This is a genomic window from Methylobacterium sp. OAE515, from assembly GCF_041806315.1.
Lineage (GTDB): Bacteria > Pseudomonadota > Alphaproteobacteria > Rhizobiales > Beijerinckiaceae > Methylobacterium > Methylobacterium tardum.
This window is the reverse complement of sequence record NZ_JBGMUV010000001.1, coordinates 4,381,866-4,406,865: the sequence shown is the minus strand read 5'-3', so window position 1 is coordinate 4,406,865 and position 25,000 is coordinate 4,381,866. Positions and strand designations below refer to the sequence as shown.

Sequence of the window (25,000 nt, the reverse complement as noted above, 5' to 3'; positions counted from 1 at the left end):
GCAACCATAAACTCGGCCGTCCCGAAAGGCTCGCGCGTCGCGGGCCGCAGACGGCGACAGGCTTCATGCGCACCGGATCTCACGCTCGTCCCGCCGGCCGCCGGCTCGCGGCCGTCCTGCTGGCCGCCGCCGTCACCGTGGCCTCGGCGGCGGTATCGCTCGCGGCCGACACGGTTGTCCTGCGCGTCGGCGATCAGAAGGGCGGGAACCGGTCGCTCCTGGAGATCGCCGGCGCCGCGAAGGATCTGCCCTACCGGATCGAGTGGTCGGAATTCCCGGCCGCGGCACCGATCCTGGAGGCGCTCAACGCCGGCGCCCTCGACGTCGGCTATACCGGCGACCTCTCCTTCCTCACGGTCTACGCGGCCGGGGCGCCGATCAAGGCGATCGGCGGCACCAAGTCGGATCCCCGGACCCAAGCGATCCTGGTCCGGGCGGATTCGCCGATCCGCTCGGCCGCCGATCTCAAGGGCAAGCGGCTCGCCGGCACCCGCGGCGGCTGGGGCCAGTTCCTGATCAGCGCGACCCTGGAGAAGGCCGGGATCGCGCCGTCCGAGGCCATCTTCGCACCGCTCAACCCGGTCGACGCCAAGGTCGCGCTGATGGCCGGCTCGGTGGATGCCTGGGCGGTCTGGGACCCCTACGTCTCGTTCGCGACGCTCAAGGACAAGGCCCGCCCGATCGCCGACGGCGCAGGCCTGACGCCGACCATCACGTTCATCGTCGCGTCGGACAGCGCCATCGCCACCAAGCGCGCCGCCCTGCAGGACTTCCTGACCCGCCTGAACAAGGCGCGGCTGTGGTCGCTGGACCACCTCGATGCCTATGCCCGGAACACGGCCGAGCTGACCAAGCTGCCCGAGGACGTCCTGCGCGCAGCCTACACGGCGCAGCGGACCAGCCCGGTCGCGATCGACGACGCCGTCGTGAAGGAGGTCCAGGAGGCCTCGGACCGGGCGACCCGGTACGGCATCCTGTCGAAAACGCTCGATGTTGGCCGGGCCGTCGACCGCAGCTTCACGGCCGCGGCCTCGAACTGAGGCGCTGGCGTGCGGCGTCGGTGATTTTTGCGGCAGCGCGGGAGCTTCGCTGTTTTCGGCACGTTCACCAGGGGCTCCCCGCAACGGCACGTGGCCGGGCGGGTCGCGTTCCGGAGTGTTCATGTCCGATACCCGTCGTCCCGCATCGCAGGCCCGCGCGACCCGCTCGCGCATCCAGGAAGGCCAACCCTATCCCCTCGGCGCCACCTGGGACGGGCTCGGCGTCAACTTCGCGCTGTTCTCCGCCTACGCCACCAAGGTCGAGCTCTGCCTGTTCGACGACCAGGGCGAGCAGGAGATCGAGCGGATCGAGCTGCCCGAGTACACCGACGAGATCTGGCACGGCTACCTGCCCGATGCCCGGCCCGGCACGATCTACGGCTACCGGGTCCACGGCCCCTACGAGCCGAAGGCCGGCCACCGGTTCAACCCCAACAAGCTGCTGATCGACCCCTACGCCAAGGGGCTCGTCGGCTCGATCACCTGGAACCCGGCCCTGTTCGGCTACCAGATGGAATCGGGAGACGACCTGACCTTCGACGAGCGCGACAGCGCCCCCTACACCCGCCGCTCGCGGGTGATCGACCCGGCCTTCACCTGGGGGCGGCACCAGAAGCCGCTGATCCCGTGGGAGAAGACCATCGTCTACGAGACCCACGTCAAGGGCATGACCAAGCTCGACCCGCGGGTGCCCGAGAAGCTGCGCGGCACCTATGCCGGCCTCGGCACGCGCGACGTGCTCGACTACATCAAGAGCCTTGGCGTCACCTCGGTGGAGCTGCTGCCGGTCCACGCCTTCGTGCAGGACGATTACCTCGAGCAGAAGGGGCTGGTGAATTACTGGGGCTACAACACGATTTCGTTCTTCACCCCCGCCCGGCGCTACGCGGCGGTGCCGGATTTCGCCTTCTCCGAGTTCAAGGAGATGGTCTCGCGCTTCCACGGCGCCGGCCTCGAGGTGATCCTCGACGTGGTCTACAACCACACCGCCGAGGGCAACGAGAAGGGCCCGACCCTGTCGTTCAAGGGGATCGACAACGCCTCCTACTACCGGCTGCTCCCCAACGAGCCGCGCTACTACATCAACGACACCGGCACCGGGAACACCTTCAACCTGTCGCATCCGCGGGTGCTGCAGCTCGTCACCGATTCACTGCGCTACTGGGCGCAGGAGATGCAGGTGGACGGCTTCCGCTTCGACCTCGCCACGATTCTGGGCCGCGAGCCCTACGGGTTCGACGAGGGCGGCGGCTTCCTCGACACCTGCCGGCAGGATCCGGTCCTGAATTCGGTGAAGCTGATCGCCGAGCCGTGGGATTGCGGCCCGGGCGGCTACCAGGTCGGCGGCTTCCCGCCGGGCTGGGCCGAGTGGAACGACCGGTTCCGCGACGACGTCCGGGCCTACTGGAAGGGCGATGCCGGGCTCCTGCCGGACCTCGCCGCGCGGATCGCCGGCTCGGCCGACAAGTTCAACAAGCGTGGGCGCAAGCCCTGGGCCTCGGTGAACTTCCTCACCGCCCATGACGGCTTCACCCTGCACGACACGGTCTCGTACAACGACAAGCACAACGAGGCGAACGGCGAGGGCAACCGCGACGGCCACTCGCACAACCTCTCGTACAATTACGGCGTCGAGGGTCCGACCGACGACCCGGAGATCCGGGCGGTGCGCCTGCGCCAGATGCGCAACATGCTGGCGACCCTGTTCCTGTCCCGCGGCACGCCGATGCTGCTCGCCGGCGACGAGTTCGCCCGGACCCAGCAGGGCAACAACAACGCCTATTGCCAGGACAACGAGGTCTCCTGGCTGGACTGGGGGGCGATCGGGGAGGAGGAGCAGGACCTCGCCGAGTTCACCCAGCGCCTGGTCATCCTGCGCAACGCCCTGCCGATCCTGAGCCGCGGGCGGTTCCTCACCGGGCAGTACGACGAGGAGTTCGGCGTCAAGGACGTGGCGTGGCTGCGCCCGGACGGGAGCGAGATGACGCCCGAGAACTGGACCGACGGCGGCGCCCGCGCCTTCGCGGTTCAGCTCGACGGCCGCGCCCAGGCCACCGGCCTGCACCGCCGCGGCGGCGACGCGACCCTGCTGATCATGTTCAACGCCCACCACGACCTCGTGACGTTCACGCTGCCCGAATCCGTGGGCGGCGTGGCCTGGACGCGCCTCCTCGACACCAACCTGCCCGACAGCCAGGATGTGGAGAGCTTCAAGTTCGGCATCGGCTACGACGTGACCGGGCGCTCGCTGCTGATGTTCGTGCTGAAGCCCGAGGACAGCCCCGGCGACGGCGACAACGCCATGGAGCGCTCATACCAGCACGTGATGCAGGCCTTCGAGCGGGCGAACGTGGAGCATGTCCGGTTCCACCTCGACGCGGAAGGCTGAAACCCACGGCCGGGCGGTTTTCGCACCGCCCGGCCGTCTCCGCCTTGCGCGCGGCGGCGCACCCGGCTAACAGCACGGCACCGCGCGGCCCTGGCTGCGCCCGGCGCCCCACTTGCGCGCCCGGGTGGCCTGTCCGCGGCTGGAGGGGTGGCCGAGTGGTTGAAGGCGCACGCCTGGAAAGTGTGTATACCGGAAACGGTATCGCGGGTTCGAATCCCGCTCCCTCCGCCAGCCATTATTGATCAGACAAGCTTTTTTGAACTGACAGGGGCTTACCCCCCATTCACCCCACCAGCAGTGGAAGGTCGGGGCAGCGAAGGCCTCCGATATATGAACGGCACGCTCGGGCCGTCATCGACGTGAAGGCATGGCGCTCGACTCGAAAGGCCCCCGAGGAGCGTTCGATTAGTGGTTCGCGATAGCCCGGGCTATGCCAAGATCCCTACACGCTGCGGCGCCTGACAGGGCTGGAATATCCGCCAGCGCATCTTGGACGCCTGAGTCTGATACCGCGACCGAACTCGCTGAACAGGCTGGCCTGCCAGGTTGAAAGCCAACGAGCCCCGCATTCGGGACGCGATGAGTGACCAGCGGCAGCATAGCTAGGTCTCGCTGACGGTGATGTCCGTTTATGGGTCGGCACTCGCCCAGAGCCGACGGGCAGGAAACCACCCATCTGAGACGGTTATGTGCCCAGCGGCACCAGTACCCGCCCGGCCGCCTAAGACTTCACGGCAGCCAAATCCTGCAGGGAGAGATTGATCGCACGGATGAGCCGCTCGGCAGTATCGGTTACGGCCGGGTCCTGCGACATTGCCATTGCGGCTTGCTGCAGCGCGCGGAACTCCCGAAGACGTGCGCCAGGATCAGCTCCTCGGACGATAGCTGACTGTATGAGGCCCTGGACCAGCTTCCGTGACAAGCGCTCATCGACGCCTCACGCCATCCACTCCGAAGGCCGCGGAGAGGTCGTGTTCGTACATTTCTTAGCTGTCGAGCGGGCTGGCCTGCGCCACTTGAAGGGATGCCGGCCACCCACGCGCTCGACCAAGCCTTCCCCCTCCAGAACGTTGCTCGCTAGTTTGACGACCTCGCCCCGCCGCCGCGCCGTGATGCCAACCCGATCCGCAAGTTGCGGATTGCAGCTCGGCTGGTCGGTCAGGACGCGGGCACGAAGTGAGGGTGATCGGCTCATGGTCACACGGACCCCGTTCGACACGATAACGGCGGGCTGCCGTCCAACGTCGCTGCCCCCGCAACGGTTTAGCCGCCTGGACCGTTCATGGACCCATCGAGGAACACCTGCAGCCTGCCGGATGCCTGAGCCGATGCTGACGAAGCGATCTCAAGGAGAGAGCGAGACAGAGGCCCCGACCGGAGCAGGTCAGGCGCTGATGATGGGGGAGGCCGTTGCTGGTGCTTTCGTGGAGAACGGCGGCGAGTTGGGTAAGCTCTGTCGCGAGACGCTTGCCCGCGACCTTGCAGACGTCGTGCAGCCGCTCCTGAGCACGTGCACCAACGCGGAGTGGATTGAGGCCATCAACGCGCGTCTCGACTTGCTGGAACGCGATACCGGCAAGCCGGGCCCCAGGCTTGTACGCTTCGAGGCAAACGGCGTCGCGGAGATGACCGCACCGGCGCGCTGAGATCCGTGTCGGGCAGACTTGGTTCGACCCTCCGGCCTGGCGACATGATGCCGGGCGAGCGGAAACGCGCATCTCAAACCCAAGCTGACCGCATCCATGCATTCATCGCACGGGTGGTATCTGGCACTTGGTATGCCAACGAACGCGGTTCGATGTCATAAATGCTGCACCGCAAACGCCAGCACGGATTGTCCGCCATGATCGCTCTCGCTGTTACCGCTCTCGTCGCCGCCCTTGCCGCTAATGTCGCGCTGGTCCCCTTCGTGGCCGACCGTCTGAGCCCGAAGAGCAGCGCCCCGGCCGCAGTTGGTTCCACGCTCCTGGCGAGCAACGAAAACTATGCTGCCGTGGCGAAGATCGCCGCGTAACCGCGCTATTCCTCGCTGCACTGCAAGCAGATCAGCCCCGCCCGGCCCAGTGCCCGACGGGGCTTTTCATGTCCGCTCAATAATGGCGTTCGCTGCTCTCGCTCATCCGCCTCGGGATGTAATCGCCGGAGCGGGACTGCTGACCGAACACCAGCCAGCCGAGGCCAAAGCCGATCGCACCCGCGATGAACAGGCCGGTCATCGTCCCGGTGTCCATGTCGCTGACTGCGCGACTGCCCTGGCGGTAGTAGCGGGAACCGTACTCAGAGGCGTTGTCCCAAGCGTCTGAGGCCCTGCTGGTGGCGTCCCGCAGCGTCTCCTTGGCCTGGTCCGCGACGCCAGCACCGCCGCCGGATGAGCCGCCCGCACTGCTGCCGCCCGATTTACCCGCTGACGCGCCGGATAGGCCGCCCGTCTGTCCTGATTGGTTGTCTGCCATGGTCAGCTTTCCTCCTACACTCTGAGTGGCTCATGAGGGGGAACCACTCAGAGGCGGAGGTGATCCCCCGTAGGGATTCAGACCGTATGTTGTGTTGGGCGGCTACGTCGTGGAGCCGAGCCTCATGCGGATGGCCGATCTCAGTCGGCAGCGTCACTTACGGGACCTCATCAGGATCATCTGAGTGACCGGCATGGGCGCTCTGCAGCCGGCCGGCCCTGGCCGAAACCAGAACAGCTGCTTCGGAGGCCCGCCGCGAAAGCGGACGGGCTACTGAGCTGGCCGACGACGCAGGGCCCCGGCCGACGCCGGCACGAACGAACAGGCACTCGCCCGCGTGGTGGATCTCCAAGACCTTGGCGCGGCCGGTGCCGAGCACCTCGTCCAGGTTCTGGCACGTCAAGGCGAACTCGCCGACGTCGGCCAGCATCCTCTGACGCTTGAGCATCTCTCGGATCCGGTCGGCATCGGACATCGCCGCTCCCCATCGCTGGAAGTCTCCGCGCCTCGGCGATGAACTGCGAGTTCAGCCCCTGCTCGGCACCTCGGCTCTTTGGGGAACACACGAAGTCATGTTGCGTGCATGATGAGCGCTGGCGCGTCATGAGTGGACATTTGCCCGAGCGCCAAGGGCCTGTGCGACGACGCGGCTGGGCTTGTGCGTGGATGAGCATGCGGTTTGGAACCGTCCAGGCGCCCACGGCGCTACTGACGGCATGGACCATCTCAAACACACCGTGCGCTCCATCCTCGCACACGCGGGGTCCTACACGCCCGGCACCATCATTGAGGCCGAGCGGATCGTGGACGCTTACCTCGATGATTTCGCGGGCTATCGGGCGCGTCGCGCCGCGATGGATGCGCTGCTCCATGAACTCGCCTTGCCGGAGCACCACGCGCGCAACCGTGGTGGCCTGTTCGAGCTGATCGGGCTCCACCTGAAACGTCGGCATCGCGAAGCGGCACGGCTGTTCCAGTAGCCGCCTGCCGTCCATCGGCCGGCGTGAACAACCCTAAGCCGCGCCCGAGTGGGCTGCGGACGCCCGGAAGGACGGCCCTGAATGCCTTCCCGGCCGTCCGTCCCGCGTGAGGGGAGAGCCTCTTGCGGGTCCGGGAGATCTGCTCGACCGACTGGGTGTCGGAGCATGACACCGCACCTTCGCCCCGAAGCCCGCGGTCGCCGGGCCCGGCGTCGCGCTCCGGGGCCTGCACGTGGGCTTCAGCCGACGTTTCGAGCAAGCCCCAAGGTGCCACCTCGTCGTTGCTGCTGGCTTTCCTCGACTTCGCCACGTCGACCGTCGGCATCGTGGGGCTCATGACTGCGCTCGGCACACTCGCCTGAAGCATCCGGCCTACGCGAGACGGGGCGACCGTTCCTCATCATGTCCCGTCCGGATCTGCTCCTTGTCGAGCACGTGAGGGAAGGTCACCGTCACGACCGTTCCGAGTTGGCCTTCATCCGGCTCGACGGTGAGGCTTCCATCGCATGACCGAGGCCGCCCGGGTCTGGTTCATTCTGCAGCACTTCGGGGTGCCGGCCGCCGTGCTCGACGGCGGCTGGCCGGCCTTGGCTGCGCAGCCGGCGTTCCGGTCCGAAACCAGGCAGGTGGTACCGACGCCGGTCACGCTCATTGCGACCCTGGGCGAGCATGGCCCCGTAGGCCTCGTGACCCGTCGGGAACTCCGGGACGAACTTGGCACGGGCACGCAAGTGTTCGACGCGCGCAGACCCGCCGAGCTCACGGGGGAGGACTTGCGCAAGAACGCCCGCGGCGGGCACCTGCCCGAGGCCCGCCGCGTCGGCCACGCCGACCTGCTGACCGCTGAAGGCCGCTTAAGGCAGCCGCAGGAGTTGCGCGCCATGCTGGAGAGCGCCGGGTTCAGACCGGGAGGCGGATCGTCACCCACTGCGACGGAGGCGGTCGCGCGGCTCTGGCGGCGCTCGCCGCGGTGCAGGCTGGGTTCAGCCGGGTGGACACCTACTACCTCAGCTTCTCCGACTGGGCGAAGGACGAGAGCTGCCCCATCGTGCGGGATGGCGAGAGCTGAGACCCTGCCGGAAGGTCTATGGACCGCTCAACTCAATGGCTGCGTGAGTTGGACCAAGTGCAAAGGCGATAGGTTCAGAAGGCAAAGGCACCTGGGTTACACAGTCCTCGGCGAAACCGCCGCGGCTGCGGACCCGACTGAGAAGACACGCGTTACTGACCTCATGGCGCACATGAACGATGATCAGGGACCGCCGGAACACGCCGGCGGTGGACACGAGAGCTCGGGCGAGCCTGCACGCGGCAGCATGGACCAGGGGGCGCTTGAGCCCCTCGGCCGTCCAGGTCTGCGCCACTGGCAGCAGAGCACCATCACCGATCCGGACCTGAGCGACCGCGGTGGCGTCTTCTTCGCCGCCGTCGAGATGACCCGGATGCCGATGATCCTGGCCGACCCTCGCCAGGACGACACACCCATCGTGTTCGCCAACAACGCCTTCTTGGACCTGACCGGCTACGAGGAAGGCGAAGTCCTCGGCCGCAACTGCCGCTTCCTGCAGGGCGCGGGCACCGACCCGGATCACGTCCGGCAACTCCGGGAAGCCCTCCTTGAAGGCAGGGCCACCGCACTGGAGATCCTGAACTACCGCCGGGACGGCACGCCGTTCTGGAACGCGGTGTTCATGGGTCCGGTACACAACCCCGAAGGCGAGATCATCTACTTCTTCGCCAGCCAACTCGACGTAACGAACCGGCGCGAGAGCGAGCAGCAGTTTCGGCAGGCGCAGAAGATGGAAGCCATCGGCCAGCTCACGGCAGGGCTGGCCCACGACTTCAACAACCTGTTGCACGTGATCAACGGTAGCCTCGAGCGGATGGCGGCCAAGCGGCACGATGAGCAAGCCTTCGAGCGCTATCTCGTAGCAGCCACGACGGCGGCTGATCGCGGAGCCAAGCTCACCCATCAGCTTCTCGCCTTCGCCCGGCGTGGGCGCCTGGAGCCGAAGGGCATCGACTTGAGCGAACTCGTCAACTCCGTTGCCGAGTTGCTGGAGAGCTCGGTCGGCAGCAAGGCCACTCTGCACCTGAACCTGCAGCGGCGCCTGCCGCAGGTGCGGGTGGACGCCACGCATCTGGAGATGGCTCTCCTGAACGTCGTCGTGAACGCCCGCGACGCCTCGCCGAATGGCGGCGCCATCACGGTCACCACGAAACGGGTTCACCTCAACGGCGACGCCGCCTCGCGGCAGCTGGAGCCAGGAGATTACGCGCTGCTCTGCGTCTCGGACGAGGGCACCGGCATGGCGCCGCACATCGTGGCCCGGGCGACGGAGCCCTTCTTCACCACCAAGCCGCGCGGCGAGGGAACGGGCCTGGGCCTCGCCATGGCGTCAGGCTTCGTGCAGCAATCGGGCGGGAGACTGGAGATCGACAGCGGGGTCGGACGCGGCACGACGGTCCGTATGCTGTTCCCTATCCTTGAGCGACAGGCGGACGAATTCTCGCCGGGAACGGCTCCGACCGGCTACCAAACGCGCCCGCTCGATAATCCGACGGCGCCGCCTTTGGTGCTCGTAGTCGACGACAGTCGCGAGGCTGCCGCGATGGCTGGTGAGGCCTTGCAGGACATCGGTTACCGCGTCGTCGTTGCCCACAGCGCCGAGGAGGCCCTGCAGCGCTTCGACGAGGCGCACGGTGGCGGTGACGCGTTCAAGCTGGTGTTCTCGGACGTCATCATGCCGGGCGGAGCAAACGGCCTGGTCTTGGCCAAGCATGTCGCCGACCGCGACCCGACCGTGCCGGTCCTGCTCACGACGGGTTACAACGACGAGATGGCCATCGACGGTCCCCAGCCTCACGCAATGGACGTACTCGGCAAACCGTATCGGCGCAGCGAGCTGATCGACCGCGTTCAGGCGGCCTTGCGAAGGGGCGCACGCACGGGACCGGGTCGAACGACGTCCGATTTCGGGCACGCCCAAGCCTGAGCGGTAAGATCCGCCACCGACCCCGCAGACCCGCGCCCGCTCAGCTGCCCTGGGCGAACCGGGCGCACCCGGCTTCTACTCGGGTGCCGAGGCGACGGGGCCGACGTCCGCCTGATTGACGCGGCTTACCGGATGAAGGGCTGCTCGTCGCTCGGCGTCCTGCGCTACGCCGCGCTCGTGCGCATCGAGGAGAACGGCAAGCGCCGTCTGGCGCTCGTCGACCTGGAGGAGGCGATCGAGCCCGCGGCGCCGACGGCCCCTGGCGCAGAAATGCCGGTGGACCCGGATGCGCAGGCCGCCTGGAGGTGCGCCTCAGGATGTGGGCGTTGTGTCCTTGCGCGCCCGCAATATGAGCGGGTGCACGTGCCAGAGCCCGACCAGCAGCGCGAGGGAGGCGAGGGCCGCAATCAGCCCGGCCAAGTTCGATGCGACGACCTTCGCAACGACGACGCCGAGATCGACCGAGATGCCGAGGGCGAGTGTCACGCTTGCGGCAAGGAGGAATCGGGTGCCGAGCGCGTGGAATTCGGGTGTGTCCTCGCCAGCGTAGACGATGCGGTGGAAGGCCGCCGGCGCCATCAGCCAGACCACCGTCAGGGCCAGCAGGGCCAGCGCGACAAGGTGCACGACCTTCGCCGCGAAGGTCAGCTTCTCGAACGCCTCCGAGAAGGTGATCACCAGCTGGAAGCCGAGGAGCGCTTGGGCGCCGGGCAGGACGACCCGGGCCTCGGTCAGCATCTGCTCGATCTTGGTTTCCAGCGGGGTGTGCTCGTGCTCGGGTTCGCGGTCGGTCATGGTGCGCTCCCGTTGTCCGGCGGTTCGTGTCATCAGCGCCTCCAACCCGTACCAGAACAGGAGGGCGAGGCCGCAGAAGAAGAGGCCGACGGCAGCGCCGGGGCCGAGCCCCAGGACCGGATTGACGGCGAGGTACAGGTCGGCCCCGAGCGCCAGCGCGAAGGGCCCGAGTGCGAGGCCGGCGTAGCGCCCGATCACGCCGAGCAGGCGCTTGGTGTCCCGTCCGCCCTCGACCACGCGGTGCTGGACCGACGGCGTGATGAGGAGCGCGATGGTCAGGGTGATGAGGGCAAGCGCCGCGACCCAGATCACGCGGTCATGGAATGGCAGGCGCTCGAAGGTTGGGCGGAAGGCGCCTTGGAACTGGAAGCCCAGCAGGATCTGCGAGCCGAGGATCAGGATGCGGGTCTCGTCGAGGCCGACCTTCACCTTCTTCGACAGGGACATTCGCAACGAGGTCCAATTGAGCCGGGATGCAGCAATCGACCACCGCCACGTCGGGTTCCGAAGGCTGACCCGGGGCGCGTACGACGCACTTTTGGAGCTCGCAGCGACAGGCTCGCCCAGGCGCATGATGGTTTCCATGCCCTGCGGCGTGTGCTCCAGGATGTCACCTGCTGGCCGCCACGCGCCGGGCGAAGGCGAGGAGTTGCGCCGTCAGCTCGGCGGCATGCTCCACGGGGTCGGACACTGCGTCCATGTAGCGGGTGCGGCGTTCCGCCGGCAGGTTCGGGTGGCGCAGGAAGTCGATGGATGAACGGATGATGGTCAGCAGGTTGTTGAAGTCGTGCGCGACGCCGCCGGTGAGCTGGCCGATGGCCTCCACCTTCTGGGCGGACGGCGCCGCCTCGGCGAGGCTGGCCGTTCGGCATCAGCCATTTGCGATCATCTCGCGAATGCGCACGCCGAGGGTCTCGACCACGAAAGGCTTGGTCAGCACCGCCATGCCGGGCTCCAGGTGGCCGTTGCCCACGACCGCATTCTCGGCGTAGCCCGTGATGAACAGCACCTTCAGGTCGGGCCGACGCTCGCGGCCGGCATCGGCCATCTGCCGCCCGTTCATGCCGCCGGGCAACCCCACGTCGGTGATCAGCAGGTCGACGCGCACGTCCGATTGCAGAACCTTCAGTCCCGAGGCGCTGTCGGCCGCCTCGATGGCGGCGTAGCCGAGCTCCTCCAGGACCTCGGTGACCAGCATGCGCACGGTCGGCTCATCGTCGACCACCAGCACCGTCTCGCCCTGCTCGGCACGCTGGACCTCACTGAGGGCGGCCAGCGGGTCGATCTCCTCGACCGTGCCATGGTGGCGGGGCAGGTAGATGCAAACGGTCGTGCCCTCGCCGACCTCGGAGTAGATCCGCACCTGCCCGCCCGACTGCTTGGCGAAGCCGTAGATCATGCTCAGCCCGAGCCCCGTGCCCTGGCCGATGGGCTTGGTCGTAAAGAACGGATCGAACGCCTTGGCGATGACGTCGCCGCTCATCCCCGTGCCGGTGTCGGTCACGCAGAGCGACAGGTACTGCCCCGGCGGGATGTCGTGCTTCCGGGCCGCGTACGCGTCGAGCCACTTGTTGGCGGTCTCGACCGTGATGCGACCGCCCCTCGGCATGGCGTCGCGGGCGTTGATGCACAGGTTGAGGAGCGCGTTCTCAAGCTGGTGCGGATCGACCAGGGCCGGCCACAGCCCGGAGGCGCCGACCACCTCGACTTCGATCTCGGGGCCGACCGTCCGCCGGATGAGCTCTTCCATGCCGTGGACGAGGGCGTTCACGTTGGTGGGCTTGGGATCGAGGGTCTGACGGCGGGAGAAGGCGAGCAGACGGTGCGTTAGCGCGGCGGCCCGCTTCGAGGCGCCCTGGGCCGCGGTCATGTAGCGGTCGAGATCGGTCAGCCGACCCTGGGCCATCCGGGTCTGCATCAGCTCCAGCGAGCCCGAGATGCCGGCAAGCAGGTTGTTGAAGTCGTGCGCGAGGCCGCCGGTGAGCTGGCCGACCGCCTCCATCTTCTGCGCCTGCCGCAGTTGCTCTTCGAGCCGCGCCTTCTCCTCGGCTGCCGCCCTCTCGGCGGTGACATCGCGCCCAATGCCCGCCAGCCGCTCGCCGCCGGGCTCGGGCGCGAGCTTCCACGCGATCCAGCGCCAAGTCCCGTCGGCCGCCTTGACCCGGTCCTCGAACCGAACCGGCTTGCCCGTGGCCCGCATATCGAGCAGCGCCTCCATCACGACCGGGAAGTCGTCGGGGTGGACGATCTCGGCGTAGGGCCGCGTCAGCAGGGTTTCCTCGTCATGGCCGAGCAGGGCCGTCCAGGATGGGCTCACCCGCAGGAGACGGCCCTCGTAGTCGGCGTTGACGAGCAGGTCCTCGCTGAGGTCCCACAGCCGGTCGCGCTCGGCGGCGAGCCCGGCCTCTGCGTCACGCTGGGCGGTGACGTCCTGCACGAACACGTAGAAGCCGTCGACCTCGCCCCGGGCATCCTGCCGCGGCTCGTAGCGGATATCGGCGATGCGGCGCCTTCCGTCCGGCCAAGGCCAGGGCAGGTCGAGGCGGACCGGCGTGCCGGCGAGCGCCCGCTCCATGTACGGCAGGCGCGCCTGGAAGCCGGCCTCGTCGACAAGGTCGGGGACCTTTCGACCGACCACCTCCTCCGGCGTGCGGTCGAACCAGTCGCGGTAGGCGGCGTTCGCGAACCGGTAAGTCAGGCTGCGGTCGACGAAGGACACCAGCAGGGGCAGCGCGTCGGCGACGAGCCGCAGTTGGGCCTCGCTCGCGCGCCGTGCCTCCTCGGCCGTGATGCGGCCGGTCTCGTCGCGGGCGACCTTCAGGAAGCCGCGCGGCCGGTTCTGGGCGTCATGCGGCAGCGGGTGAACCGAGCCGTTCAGGAAGACGCGCCGGCCATCTTTGGTGACGTGCCAGCGCTCGTCGGCGGCGCAGCCCTCTCGGGCCGCCGTGGCTATCTCCCGGAGGTCGGCACCCCGCTCGCGGTCCTCGGGGGTGAACGTGATGGCGGCTGGCTGCCCGACCGCCTCCCCGGGCGACCAGCCCAGCACCGCCTGCGCGCCGGCCGACCAGCGCGTGATGACGCCGTCCGTGTCGGTGGTGAGGATGACGTGGTCCCGGGCGCTCTCGACGACGAGGCGCAACTCCTCCTCGCTCTCGCGCAGGGCCGCCTCGGCGAGCCTGCGGTCGTGCACATCCTCGACGACGCCGTACCAGCGGATGACCGTGCCGGCCGCATCCCGGCGCGGATAGGCGCGGGCCCGCTGCCAGCGGTACTCGCCGGTGGCGGCGATGCGGATGCGGTAGTCGACGTCCACGGGCTCGCCCGACCCCAGGCGGGCCGCGAACACCGCCGCCGTCGGCTCCAGGTCGTCCGGGTGCAGCGCCTTGGTCCAGCCCGTGCCGTCCGGCTCGCCGGGTGCCTGGCCCGTGAGTTCGAGCCAACGGTGCGAGTAGGAGGTGATGTTGCCTTGCGGGTCGCAGGTCCAGGGCACCTGCGGGTTGAGCTCGACTGTGTGTCGAAGGTGGTCCTCGCTCTCGCGCAGCGCGCGGTCCGCCAGCACGCGCGCGGTGGTCTCGTTGGTGAGGACGAAGAGACCGGTGACGCGGCCCTCGCCGTCGAGCACGCGCGAGTAGGAGAACGAGAACCAAGTCTCGGCTGGGCCGCGGTCGGTGCCGAGCTTCCAGGGCAGGTTATCGAAGCGTCGGCTGCGCCCCGCGAAGGCGTCGTCGATAATGGGCTTGGCCTGGTCCCAGGCGTCGGCCCAGACCACGTCGAAGCGCTCGCCCATGGCCCAGGCGAGCCGTGGCCCGAGCAGGGGCGCGTAGGCGTCGTTGAAGAAGAAGTGGAGCTCGGGGCCCCAGGCGAGGATCATCGATTCCGGCGAGTTCAGCACCAGGCTGAGCGCGGTGCGGAGCTCCACCGGCCAAGTCTCGGGCCGACCGAGGGGATGGTCCGACCAGTTGCGCGCGCGAATCTGGCGGGCGGCCTCGCCGCCGCCGGCGAGGAAAGCCAGTTTGTCGCTCACTGGATCAGGCCTCGCCGGGCGTCAGCGCCCCTTCGCGATAGGCCTGGAAGGCGACCTCGCGCTCTTCGAGAAGGCGCAACGCCGTGCGCATGACCTCGCTCATGTTGCCGGAGCGGCCCGAGGCGAGCAGCCGCTCGGCGACGGCCAGGAGCTCGGGGCTGAGCGAGATCGTGACGGACCTTCGGACGGGCATGAGGGCCTGTGGCCTATGGGATCAGGTCGTACAACGCGGCGGCGCGCCGCAAAGATGCCGCCGCACGATGCCCGCACCGCCCCCAGAACCGGTACGATCGTGGCCGCGTGCGTCTCCATGGCCGCCTACGGGGCGCCGACGCAGGCCGAGGGGCCGGCTCTTCCGGACAGCCAGCGGAGCGGCGTCGGCGCGGATGCCGGCCAACGCCGCCGGCCGCATCCGGCATGCGGACCGTTCTCAGCCCGGGACGACCCGTAGCTTGTTCGCGAACTCGTCGCGCAGGGCTTTGGAGCCGGATACCTCGCCCAGGTGGCGGCGTCTGCCCAAGCCCGTCTCGGACCCCACGAAGCACCTCGCAGCCTCACCCAATCCACGGCTCCACCGGGACGCCGCGCCTGAGCCCGCCCTTGTCCAGGCACTCCCTCAACCGCCTTCCCACCTTCGGCGAGGACGACCATGTCCACGTCGTCGAGACGCCAAAGGGCAGCCCGAACACGTACGCGTTCTCGGGGTCGTTCGGGGCATTCCCGTTCAAGATGATCCTGCCGGAGGGCACCAGCTTCCCGTACGACTTCGGCATGATTTCCTCGACCAGGGGCGCCGACGCCGACCCGCTCGACCTCCTCCTGGATGCGCCTGCCTTTCCGGTTGCGTATCGGAGGCGCGTCTTGTCGAGGCCGAGCAGCGCGAGCGCGACGGCACCTGGGAGCATAACGACCGGCTGATCGGCGCGACCGTGAAGGCACGCGCGCGCATGCACGTTGACGCGCTCCCCGACCTGCAACCAGGCATGCTGGACGAGGTCGCGGCGTTCTTCGGCCACGACAACCAGCGCGCCGACAAGGACTTCAGGCTGCTCCGGAGCGGCGACGCAGACCGCACGCGCATTCGTCCGGCACGGGAACAAGGCATCGGGCGGGGCCTAGTCCCGGCGTCCCGTGTCTCTGGCCCGGTCCAGGGAGCCGCCGAGGTGGCGTCCATGGCGCCGTCCATGGCGGCGGAACGGCCCTAGGAGCCCGTCTCGCGCAGCAGGCGCGGCACCTCGCCGGCGATCTCGCGGGCGAGAAACCCGACTGGCCCGATCGAGGCTGCCAGGCGCTTTCCGGCCTCCCCGTGCAGGAACACGCCCCATAGCGCCGCGGCCAACGGCGCCAGACCGCGCGCGAGCAGCCCGACGACGATGCCGGCCAAGGCGTCCCCCGAACCGGAGGTCGCCAGGCCGACGCCACCGCCCTCGTAGAGCCAGCGCGCGCCCTGCGGGTCCACGATCCAGGTCTCCGCCCCCTTCATCACCACGACCGCGTGCAGCAGGTTGGCCGCCGCGAGCGCCGCGTCGAGCGGGTCCGCCTCCACCGCCTCACGGCTCCGGTCCAGCAACTGCGCCATCTCGCCAGCATGCGGCGTGATCACCACCCGTTCCCCGTGCCGGCAGACGTCGCCGGCATGCGGGGCGAGCCCGCAGATCGCTGCCGCGTCGAGGATGAAGGATGCGTCAGGCAGCGCCTCCAGCAGTTCTACGGCCAGCTTCGTGGTCGGACCGTCCTCGACCAGGCCGGGACCGATCAGAAGGCCGTCGCAGCCCTTCGTCACCTTGAGCAGGCAATCCTTGGCGCGCGCGCCGTCGACGCCGCCCTCCGGTGTCTCGGGAAGGCCGACGACCATGGCCTCGGGCACCGCGAGCCCCATGCCGGCGGCCCCGCTCTCGACGGTCGCGATCTTCAGCTTGCCCGCGCCCGCGCGCAGGGCGGCGATTCCGGCCAGCAGGGCAGCGCCAGGAACCGAACGAGAGCCCCCGAGCACCAGCGCGCTACCGCGCTCGTCCTTGCTGCCCTCGTGCGGCATGGGGAGGGGGAACGCCTTGAGGCTGTCCGCGGTGAGGATCTCGTGCGTCATCGGGCGGCCACGTTCGCGTCGGGCTCGGAGGTGATCGGCGCCCCGGCCTCGGCGACGGGCGCGACGAAGTTGTAGCGCACCAGCGCCAACCTGCCGGTGGTGCCGACGCTTGGCCGGAACGCGTACTCCGTCACCGAACAGTTCACGACGTCACCCGCGGCGTCGACGGCCAGGATCTCTGACTCGGTCATCTCCTCGATCAAGTAGCGCAGGCACAGCACGACGACCTGATGCGCGACGATGAGAACCCGCTTGCCGCCATGGTGCAGCGAGACCGTGTCCAGCGCGCTCCTCAGGCGCAGGATCACGTCGCACCAACTCTCGCCGGATGGCGGGCGGTGGTAGAACTTGCCGAGGCGCCGGCGCATCTCGGCCTGCTCGGGATGCAGTTGCTCGACGCCAGTCCACGTCAGCCGGTCGAGGATGCCGAGTTCCTTCTCGCGCAATCGCTCGTCGACCACGTGTGCCGGCGCGTCCTCCGTCAAGCCGCCTGCGGCGCGGATGCGGTCGGAGGTCTGCCTGGCCCGCAGATACGGCGAGGTCAGAATGGTTTCAGGGCGCTCGCCCGCCGGGAGGTCTGCGAACCAACTCCCAACGGCGTCGGCCTGCCGTTCGCCGCGCGGGCTGAGTGGCACGTCGACGTCCCGCTCGGCTATGTCGATCCGCGCCAGGCTCGCGCCGTTCGCCGCCTCGGCGGCGACGTTGCCGGCGCTCTCGCCGTGCCGCACGATCCACAATCGGCTCGGCCATCGCTGCTGCATGTGTCGGCCGTCCTCTCTCGGTGTTCGGCAACGTCCGTCGCGCCAGACGGTTCGCACGACGCCCGCGGCCTCACCGCCTCGCGACCGCCACTTGCTGGAGCGGCCCCGGTGCGGGGTCCCGCGATCCCACCCGACCGGGACGAGGGGCCGAGAACCCCTGGCCCGCTCATCCGCCACTCGCCGCCCGGAGGTCCCACCCCCGCATCCGCATTGTCGGTCATGCGGCCTCCGATCCCCCTCGGGGTTCAGTTTTCCGTCACGCGGGCAGCGTCCCGCCGGCGCCTGCCACCGGCCACCTTGCGAAGCATGCGCGAGACCTGGTCGGCCGAGTACGGCTTCTGCAAGAGTTCGAAGTCGTTCGAGCTCTCCTGTGCCAGGACGTGGCTGTAACCGGAGGCCAGGACCACCGGCAGGTGCGGCAGCCGCCGCTGCAGGATGCGGGCGAACTCGATCCCACCCATACCCGGCATGACGACGTCCGAGAACACGACGTCGAAGCCGGCGCCGTCGGAGCCGAGCTTGTCGAGCGCCTCTTCGGCGTTGGTCGCCCATGTGGTGATGTAGCCCAGGTCCTCCAGGATCTGGGTGGCGAAGCGTCCGACCTCGACGTTGTCCTCGACCACCAGCACCCGTTGGCCTGCCCCGCCCGGATCCACGTATGCCGCCTCCCCGGCATCCCCGCGAACGGCGAACTCCGCCTCGACCTCGGGCAGGTAGAGCGTGAAGGTGGTGCCCTGGTCCGGTGTGCTGTGCACGACGACATCGCCGCCCGACTGCTTGGCGAAGCCGAAGACCTGGCTGAGGCCGAGGCCGGTGCCCTTGCCGACCTCCTTCGTGGTGAAGAACGGCTCGAAGACGCGGGACAACAGGTCCGCTGGTATTCCCGAGCCGGTGTCGCTGAGAGAGACAGCCGCGAAGGGGCCTTCCGCGCCGGCATGGCCGCGGATCGGTGGCAGCGGTGCGCCGCATCGAAGGCGCAGCGTCAGCGATCCCGAGCCGTCCATGGCGTCGCGTGCATTCACCGCCATGTTCACCAGCGCCGTCTCGAACTGGCTGGCGTCCACACGGACGAAGCACGGGTGATCCGGTAGCTCGGTCACCACTCGGATGCGAGCGCCCGTGACTGTGTCGAGCAGGTCTCCGACGACGGCCAGGCGTGCGCCGACGTCGAGCGTCTCGGGCTTCAGGGTCTGCCGCCGGGCGAAGGCGAGGAGCTGGCCGGTCAGTTTGGCCGCGCGATCCACCGTCTCCGAGACGGCGTTGAGGTACCGGCCCCTGCGCTCCTCGGCGAGGTCCGGCCGTCGCAGGAAGTCCACCGACGAGCGGATGATGGTCAGCAGGTTGTTGAAGTCGTGGGCCACGCCCCCGGTCAGTTGCCCAACCGCCTCCAGCTTCTGCGATTGCCGGAGCGCCTCCTCGGCGTCCCGGAGCGCCTCCGCCTGCACCTTCTCGGCGGTGACGTCGCGCCCATAGGCGTAGACGAGATCGCCCTCGATGGCGGTGCGCCATGAGATCCAGCGCGGGGTGCCATCCTTGTGCCGGTAGCGGTTCTCGAAGTCGGTGAGCGGCCCCGACGTCACGGCCCGTTCCAGGGCCGACTGGGTCGACTCGGCATCGTCAGGCCAGATGAATTCGCCGAAGTGCCGGCCCGTGACCTCCGCGGGGCCGTAGCCCAGAATGGCCTCCCAGGCCGGGTTCACCGCCTTGAACACGCCGTCGGCGCCCACCACGACCAGCAGGTCGCGCGAGTTGCGCCAGACCCGGTCGTGCTCGGCGGTGCGCTCGGCGACCCGCTGCTCCAAGGCCTCGTTGAAGCGCACGAGCTCGGCCATCACGCGCTTCTGGTCGTCGATGTCGGTGCTGGTGCCGACCCAGCGCACGACCGCGTTGTCGCCCGCCAGCACCGGCTGCGCCCGGGCCAGGAACCAGCGGTAGGTCCCATCGGCGCGCCGCAGGCGATACTCGCACTCGTAGTTGGTGAGGCTCCCGACCGCCGCCAGCCACTCCCTGGCCACGCGCTCTCCATCGTCAGGGTGGATGATGGCCCGCCAACCGTTCGCGTCGAGCTCGCCCGGCTCGACACCCGCATAGGCGTAGACACGCTCGTTGAACCAGTAAGCGCGGCCATCCGGGTCGGTGACCCAGACGAAATTCGGCAAGACCTGGGAGAGAACGCGGAACTGCTCCTCGCTGTCGCGCAGTGCCGCCTCGGCCTGCTTGCGGGCGGTGATGTCGATGGCCGTGCCGATCACCCGGATGCAGCGCCCGCCCTCGAAGACGCCGCGGCCCTTGGCGGCCACCCAGCGCACGACGCCGTCCTCCTTGCCCACCGTGCGATACTCGACGTCGTAGACGGCGCGCCGGTCCGGGTCCGCGGCGGCGGCATAGGCCGCACCGGTGACCTCCCGGTCCTCCGGGTGCAGCCCCGCATAGTAATCGGCCATGGAGACCGGCACATCCGGCGAGATCCCGAACATCGCCTTCACGCGAGCCGGCCAGAACATCGTACCGTTGACCTCGTCCACGTCCCATAAGCCGACCTCGGCGGCATCGGTAGCCAGTCGCAGGCGCGCCTCGCTCTCGCGCAACTGCTCCTCGGTGTTCCTGCGGGCGGTGTCGTCGAGGTGCAGGCCGTCCCATATGACTTGGTTGTCGACCACGCGCGGCGCGGAGATGATGCGGGTCCAGACGAGGCTGCCGTCGGGACGGCGCATGGGCGCCTCGACGTCGAAATGCGCAAGGTCCCGCACGGCGGCTGCCTCGGCCTCGGCGATGCGGGGGCGGTGCTCGGGCAGGATCAGGTCGTAGGCCGCGGCCGGATCGGTCAGCACGGCCTCGGCCGGGACGCCGGTCATGCGCTCGAAGCCCTGCGAGACGTACAGAAAGCGCCGGCTCGAACCGTCGCGAGGCGTGGCGATCTGGTAGACGTAGCCGCCCGGCAGGTGGTCGGTCACGGCCCTGAGGCGTGCCTCCGCCTCCCGCAGCCCGGTCTCGGCCAGAACGCGCCCTGTGGTCTCGGTGCAGGCGCAGAACATGCCGGCAACGCGCCCGCTCTCGTCGCGCACCGGCGAGTAGGAGAAGGTGAACCAAGTCTGCTCGTCGAAGCCGCGCCGGTTCATGGTCAGCGGCATGTCGTCGGACCAGGTCGGCTCGCCCGCGAGCGCCGTCTCCACGAGCGGCGCGATGTCGGGCCAGATCTCCGACCAGATGTCTTGGAAGCGAGCACCGAGCGCAGCGGGATGCTTGCCGCCGAGAATCTCCGCATAGGCGTCGTTGTAGAGGAAGCCGAGTTCAGACCCGAAGGCCACGAACATCGGGAAGCGCGAACCGAGCAGCAGGCTCACGGTTGAGCGGAGGCATGGCGGCCAGGTCGCGGGCGGTCCCAGCGTTGAGCCGGACCAATCGTGGCAGCGCATCATCGCGCCCATCTGACCGCCCCCTGCGAGGAAGAGCGGGAACTCGGAGGTGGCGCTTACTGGCATGCGGCGTCGGTCGGTTTTAGCCGGTTAGCAGGACCCGCGCAGACGCAGCACCCGGTTTCCGGCGAGAAGCGATTGTTTAGCGGAGACCTGAGGGTAGATCCCGGGCGGTGGCAAGCTGGCGACGTTGCCTGGGAGCAGCGCCGCCTTCGGCCTGCCACCGACGGCGACCTTGCCCGAGCATACCCAATCCGAGCCGCGATAGGCACGCGCGGAACCACGCAGGCCAGGGTGGCGCCAGAGGCCTCGCACGTGACCGAGAGGCTCGCAGATGCGGCTCTGCGGAAGCGCGGCACCGCGCTGCTGGTCGACGACGGGGAACGCGTGCGCCCGGGCACGGCCGACTTGCTGGGCGAGCTCGGATCTTCCGTGGTCAAGGCAATCTCGGGCGAGGCGGCGTTGGGCATGGTCGACCGCGGCGAGCGCTTCGACCTGCTCGTGACCGACCACTTCATGACCGGCATCACCGGCACCGATTTGGCACGCCCCGTCCGGGGCCTGCAGCCTGATGGGCCCGTGCTCTTGGTTTCCGGCTACGCGGAGAACGACGGCGTCGCGGCCGTCCTGCCGCAGCTCACCAAACCCTTCCGCAAGGATGAGCTCGCGCCGAGCCTCGCCCGGTTGGATCACGCCTTATCCTCAGCCCGTGTTGCGGGCATTGCTGCTCGTTCTTACCAAGATGTTCATCTAACCGTGTGAGCGGAGGACGCCACGGCACATCTCCCAGACCGAGATCCAGCTATTGCGCTGAAGTCTTCGGAGCTGCGCCCTCGGTGAGCGGTAGATCGACGGTGCAAATCAACTCGGTCTCGCCGAGATTGTAGCTCGTGCGAGCCTGAAGCGCGTAGGGTAGTGCCCGCTCGATCAACTCGCGCCCGTAGCCACCTCGCTTCGTCGGGCTCTGCTCCTCGCGCTGACGCACAAGCCCGATCTCCCGCCAGTCCATCACCAGCCGTCGACCAGTCTCGTCCGTATACGTCCGCCATGCCACCCGCAGCTGACCGCTGTCAGTCGTGAGAGCACCGTACTTCCGCGCGTTGGTGGCCAACTCGTGCAGGGCCAGCGCCAAGGTCTGCACTGTGCCCTTGCGCAGGCGCACCTTCGGTCCCTGCACCGTCACGCGCTCCGGGATGTCAGCCGCACCGAGCGCATCCAGCTCCGAGCGGATAAGCCTGTCCATCGTGATCGGTTCATCCCCTGCTCGGGACAGCAGCCCCTGCACGCGCGAGAGAGCGCCGAGACGTTCGTTGAAGGCCGTCCTGAACTCGTCCAACGACGCGCTTGTGCGCAGTGTCTGTTGCGCCACGGACCGCACCACACCGAGGAGGTTGCGCGTGCGATGCTGCAGCTCCGCGACGAGGATCGCTTGCGTGTCCTCTACCTGCTTCTTCCGCGTCATATCGCGGAAATAGACAGACAGGCCACCATCGGCGGTCGGGTAGATGCTGATATCGACCCAGTGATTGAGGATGGGCGACATGGCCTCAAGCCTGACCACCTCCCGTGTCTCTGCCGCCCGGAGGTGCGCCTTGTGAGATGAGGACCCGATCGCCTGCGGGAACTCTTCCCAGAATACTTTGCCGAGCAGATCCTGGCGGTCACGTCCCCACCACGCTTCGGCTTCACCGTTGACGTAGGTGAACCGCCACTCAGCATCGACCGCATAGAAGGCGTCCGAGATGCTCTCAAGGATCTTCGCGCTTCGGTCGCGCTCCGTGCGTAGCGCATCTTCGACGTGCTTGCGGTCGGTCACGTCGCGCCAGAATACGGCGAGCGTCCCGTCGGACGTCGGGTACGCTCGCATGTCGAGCCAGTACGCTCGGCCATCCGCCCAGATGTAGCGGTGCTCCAGGGCAGCCGGCTCGCGCTCGGACATGGCCCGTTTCAGCAGGCGGCCGATCTCCGAATGTTCGCTGCCAGGGTAGGCCTCCCAGGGCGAATGCCCGACGATCTCGTCACGGCTACGTCCGTCCAGGCGCAGCGCCTCATGATTGTGTTCCAGGATTGTGAAGTCAGGGGCAAGCAGGCCAAAGCCCTCGCCCATACCGTCGAGCACGCGGTGCAGCCGCGCCTCGCCTTCACGCAGTCTTTGTTGCACCAGATGTTGCGCGGTGATGTCGAAGCTGACGCCGTTGATGATCCAGGGCCTGTCGCGCTCGGCGCGCCCGCGCCACTGGATCCAGCGACCCGCATTCGGGCCTATCGCCACCTGCACCTGATCCTGAAATTCCTGTTCAGGGACGATGAGCTTCGCGGTCACGGCTGCGAGAGAGGCCGCGCCCTCCGGGTACATCAAATCGGCATACACCGAGGCCGGGTGCAGCGCGTCGGAGAACGAGACGCCCCATAGGGCTTGGAAGGCGTCGTCCGCCCGAACCAGACCGCTACGCGTGTCCCATCGCCAAGCACCCATCCCGCCGCTCTCAAGCGCGATGCGGCGAAGTTCTTCGCTCTCGCGCAGTGCTGCCTGCGTGCGACGGCGATCGGTGACCTCCACCAGGATCTCCAGAGCGCCCCCGAACCCGTCGGCTCCGTCGGGGATCGGCGACCATGTGGTGTCGAACGCCCGCTCCTCAGGCTGCCTATCCGGACCGAGCAGCGTGACGCAGAGATCAGCGATCCGGGTTGCCCGGCCCGCCAATGCGGCCTCCATCACGGGGGCAAGCACCGCGGCATGGATTTCCGGCCAGCCCTCCGCTGCTGGCCGGCCGAGCAACTCGGGATGCCTGTCCCGAGCGATCGCGATGTAGGCGTCGTTGTACAGCTGAACATGGGCGGGCCCCCACAGGATGTTGGCGGGCCCCGGCATGGCCAGGATCATGTTCACTGCCATGCTCAGGCTCTGTGACCATCCTTCGATCGGTCCGAGCGGTGTCGCAGCCCAGCCGAAGTCGCGGATGCGAGCGGCCATCTCGCCATCACCCCTGGGCCAGAGAACACCGGTCAATGTCATGAACTCCTAGGCGCAGGTGCGATCACGTCCGAAAACCGATGTAGATCAGGTCATCTCCCACGCGTAAGATCCGTGCGCCGCTCCTTCATCTGAAGTCGCATCGACTCAGATCGGCTGAAGCATCCGCTCCGCCCAGATTCGCTGACGGTTGAGCCGGCAGGACAGCCTCACACCTTCTCGGTGTGCCAGATAGCGCTAGGGGCGCTGAGGACCGACAAACCGGCCTGGAAACGCACCATGATCCGGACCGCGATCCTGCTGGCGTATCCGGCGACGGGGTGACCTTCACCTGGGCACACCTGCCCCAGCAACCCCATGGTTCGTGGCGGAGGAGGCGGCCCGGCACGATGGTCGCATCATGCGCATGGACGGCGCTCCGCAGGACAGACGGTGGCCGGGGAGTTGCACCGGCTGCCAGAACGGGCGCGATGCCGAGAGCGCGGGGACGCTCAACGACGTGATGGCGACCCGGGACGCGGCAATCCAGGCGCTCGCCGCGGCATGGATCCGGGCGAAGGCTGGAGCGCGGACTGAACCGCCGCTGGCGAAAGCCGAATTCGACAAGTCAGATACAACCGTGACCTCGACGCGAGCGGCGGGCCTTCGCGGCCAGCCCCCCTTCTCGAACCTAGGGGTCTGGCGGCCCGAGAGGGGCGCCGTGAAATGTCCAGCCTGCTCAACAGCTTGATCAAGCGATAGGTCTCTCCTCAAAGCGCTGAGGAGATCATGTCCCTCCTCGACAGCAACAAGCGGCTTCCGGACCTCAAGCGTCGGAACGAGGTCGACAACCCTGGTTTAAGGACCACAAGTGTTTAATTATAAGTATTGCAGATAATTATGATCTATATATAATCGTTATTCGCTTTTGCATCCACTTGTTTGTTGTTGATAAGATTTACAAGTTTTAAAATGATTTATTCGGTTAGTTAATTACGGTCTTCGTTCTCAGAATTCAATTCTCTTTCCTATTTTGTCTTACTTTCAAAGCAGATGCACCTCATATTGCGGCACTTTCCACGCTGTATTCCGCATCGACGCCTTCGA

At 68.0% G+C, this 25,000-nt stretch carries 18 protein-coding genes, 1 tRNA gene and 3 pseudogenes; 11 read left to right on the top strand and 11 right to left on the bottom strand.

Annotated elements, in window-relative coordinates:
* Positions 1-65 precede the first annotated feature (65 nt).
* The 5 genes from ABIE45_RS21420 to ABIE45_RS21400 all read left to right on the top strand — a co-directional run bounded on the left by ABIE45_RS21420 (position 66) and on the right by ABIE45_RS21400 (position 5,443).
* Entirely contained in the window at positions 66-1,040 is a 975-nt protein-coding gene (locus ABIE45_RS21420) for an ABC transporter substrate-binding protein (RefSeq protein WP_192708429.1), read from the top strand.
* Positions 1,041-1,161: 121 nt separating this feature from the next.
* Positions 1,162-3,429, top strand: a complete 2,268-nt coding sequence (glgX, locus tag ABIE45_RS21415) for a glycogen debranching protein GlgX (RefSeq protein ID WP_192708430.1) — start codon at positions 1,162-1,164, stop codon at positions 3,427-3,429.
* A gap of 141 nt (positions 3,430-3,570) precedes the next feature.
* Positions 3,571-3,660: transfer RNA gene (locus ABIE45_RS21410), tRNA-Ser, on the top strand.
* Between the two features lie 1,097 nt (positions 3,661-4,757).
* Positions 4,758-5,075 (top strand): hypothetical protein, encoded by a 318-nt coding sequence (locus ABIE45_RS21405; protein WP_192708431.1) that lies wholly within the window; start codon positions 4,758-4,760, stop codon positions 5,073-5,075.
* A gap of 161 nt (positions 5,076-5,236) precedes the next feature.
* Positions 5,237-5,443, top strand: coding sequence for a hypothetical protein (locus tag ABIE45_RS21400; protein WP_192708490.1), 207 nt, complete (start codon positions 5,237-5,239; stop codon positions 5,441-5,443).
* A 76-nt stretch (positions 5,444-5,519) separates the two neighbouring features.
* On the opposite strand, the gene ABIE45_RS21395 is transcribed toward ABIE45_RS21400, so the two are convergent.
* Complete coding sequence (locus tag ABIE45_RS21395; protein WP_192708432.1) at positions 5,520-5,882, bottom strand: hypothetical protein; 363 nt, start codon at positions 5,880-5,882, stop codon at positions 5,520-5,522.
* A gap of 157 nt (positions 5,883-6,039) precedes the next feature.
* The gene (locus tag ABIE45_RS21390) at positions 6,040-6,357 is read right to left on the bottom strand and encodes a hypothetical protein (protein WP_192708433.1); all 318 of its coding nucleotides are present in this window, start codon (positions 6,355-6,357) and stop codon (positions 6,040-6,042) included.
* Between the two features lie 241 nt (positions 6,358-6,598).
* Between ABIE45_RS21390 and ABIE45_RS21385 the strand changes: the two genes are divergently transcribed.
* A complete protein-coding gene (locus tag ABIE45_RS21385; protein ID WP_192708434.1) occupies positions 6,599-6,862 on the top strand; it encodes a hypothetical protein in 264 nt (87 codons plus the stop codon).
* Between the two features lie 452 nt (positions 6,863-7,314).
* Here the strand turns inward: ABIE45_RS21385 and ABIE45_RS21380 are convergent, their stop codons facing one another.
* Positions 7,315-7,689: a hypothetical protein gene (locus ABIE45_RS21380; protein ID WP_192708435.1), complete on the bottom strand. Its 375-nt coding sequence runs from the start codon at positions 7,687-7,689 to the stop codon at positions 7,315-7,317.
* A gap of 86 nt (positions 7,690-7,775) precedes the next feature.
* Between ABIE45_RS21380 and ABIE45_RS21375 the strand changes: the two are divergent.
* The 3 genes and pseudogenes from ABIE45_RS21375 to ABIE45_RS21365 all read left to right on the top strand — a co-directional run.
* Positions 7,776-7,931: pseudogene (locus tag ABIE45_RS21375) on the top strand (rhodanese family protein); the annotation flags it as partial.
* A gap of 163 nt (positions 7,932-8,094) precedes the next feature.
* The gene (locus tag ABIE45_RS21370; protein WP_373622522.1) at positions 8,095-9,858 is read left to right on the top strand and encodes a PAS domain-containing protein; all 1,764 of its coding nucleotides are present in this window, start codon (positions 8,095-8,097) and stop codon (positions 9,856-9,858) included.
* Between the two features lie 72 nt (positions 9,859-9,930).
* Positions 9,931-10,152 (top strand): annotated as a pseudogene (locus tag ABIE45_RS21365) (DUF2252 family protein); the annotation flags it as partial.
* Between the two features lie 18 nt (positions 10,153-10,170).
* Here the strand turns inward: ABIE45_RS21365 and ABIE45_RS21360 are convergent.
* The 4 genes and pseudogenes from ABIE45_RS21360 to ABIE45_RS21345 all read right to left on the bottom strand — a co-directional run bounded on the left by ABIE45_RS21360 (position 10,171) and on the right by ABIE45_RS21345 (position 14,870).
* Complete coding sequence (locus ABIE45_RS21360; RefSeq protein WP_192708436.1) at positions 10,171-11,100, bottom strand: DUF6328 family protein; 930 nt, start codon at positions 11,098-11,100, stop codon at positions 10,171-10,173.
* A gap of 175 nt (positions 11,101-11,275) precedes the next feature.
* Positions 11,276-11,521: pseudogene (locus tag ABIE45_RS21355) on the bottom strand (histidine kinase dimerization/phospho-acceptor domain-containing protein); the annotation flags it as partial.
* A 3-nt stretch (positions 11,522-11,524) separates the two neighbouring features.
* Positions 11,525-14,677 carry a PAS domain S-box protein gene (locus tag ABIE45_RS21350; RefSeq protein ID WP_192708437.1) on the bottom strand — a complete coding sequence of 1,051 codons (3,153 nt, stop codon included), beginning with the start codon at positions 14,675-14,677 and terminating at the stop codon, positions 11,525-11,527.
* Between the two features lie 4 nt (positions 14,678-14,681).
* Positions 14,682-14,870, bottom strand: coding sequence for a type II toxin-antitoxin system ParD family antitoxin (locus ABIE45_RS21345; protein WP_192708438.1), 189 nt, complete (start codon positions 14,868-14,870; stop codon positions 14,682-14,684).
* 224 nt (positions 14,871-15,094) lie between these two features.
* Between ABIE45_RS21345 and ABIE45_RS21340 the strand changes: the two genes are divergently transcribed.
* Positions 15,095-15,595 carry an inorganic diphosphatase gene (locus tag ABIE45_RS21340; RefSeq protein ID WP_373622521.1) on the top strand — a complete coding sequence of 167 codons (501 nt, stop codon included), beginning with the start codon at positions 15,095-15,097 and terminating at the stop codon, positions 15,593-15,595.
* Positions 15,596-15,878: 283 nt separating this feature from the next.
* On the opposite strand, the gene ABIE45_RS21335 is transcribed toward ABIE45_RS21340, so the two are convergent.
* The 3 genes from ABIE45_RS21335 to ABIE45_RS21325 form a co-directional block, all read right to left on the bottom strand.
* On the bottom strand, positions 15,879-16,763 hold the full coding sequence (locus tag ABIE45_RS21335) for an NAD(P)H-hydrate dehydratase (protein ID WP_192708440.1): 885 nt from the start codon (positions 16,761-16,763) through the stop codon (positions 15,879-15,881).
* The gene (locus ABIE45_RS21330) at positions 16,760-17,524 is read right to left on the bottom strand and encodes a histidine phosphatase family protein (protein WP_192708441.1); all 765 of its coding nucleotides are present in this window, start codon (positions 17,522-17,524) and stop codon (positions 16,760-16,762) included. The genes ABIE45_RS21335 and ABIE45_RS21330 overlap by 4 nt, the downstream gene beginning before the upstream one ends.
* A gap of 245 nt (positions 17,525-17,769) precedes the next feature.
* Positions 17,770-21,006 (bottom strand): PAS domain-containing protein, encoded by a 3,237-nt coding sequence (locus tag ABIE45_RS21325; protein ID WP_373622520.1) that lies wholly within the window; start codon positions 21,004-21,006, stop codon positions 17,770-17,772.
* Between the two features lie 249 nt (positions 21,007-21,255).
* On the opposite strand from ABIE45_RS21325, the gene ABIE45_RS21320 reads away from it, so the two are divergent.
* A complete protein-coding gene (locus ABIE45_RS21320; protein WP_373622519.1) occupies positions 21,256-21,702 on the top strand; it encodes a response regulator in 447 nt (148 codons plus the stop codon).
* A 40-nt stretch (positions 21,703-21,742) separates the two neighbouring features.
* Here the strand turns inward: ABIE45_RS21320 and ABIE45_RS21315 are convergent, their stop codons facing one another.
* Positions 21,743-23,914: a PAS domain-containing protein gene (locus ABIE45_RS21315; protein WP_192708442.1), complete on the bottom strand. Its 2,172-nt coding sequence runs from the start codon at positions 23,912-23,914 to the stop codon at positions 21,743-21,745.
* Positions 23,915-25,000 lie beyond the last annotated feature (1,086 nt).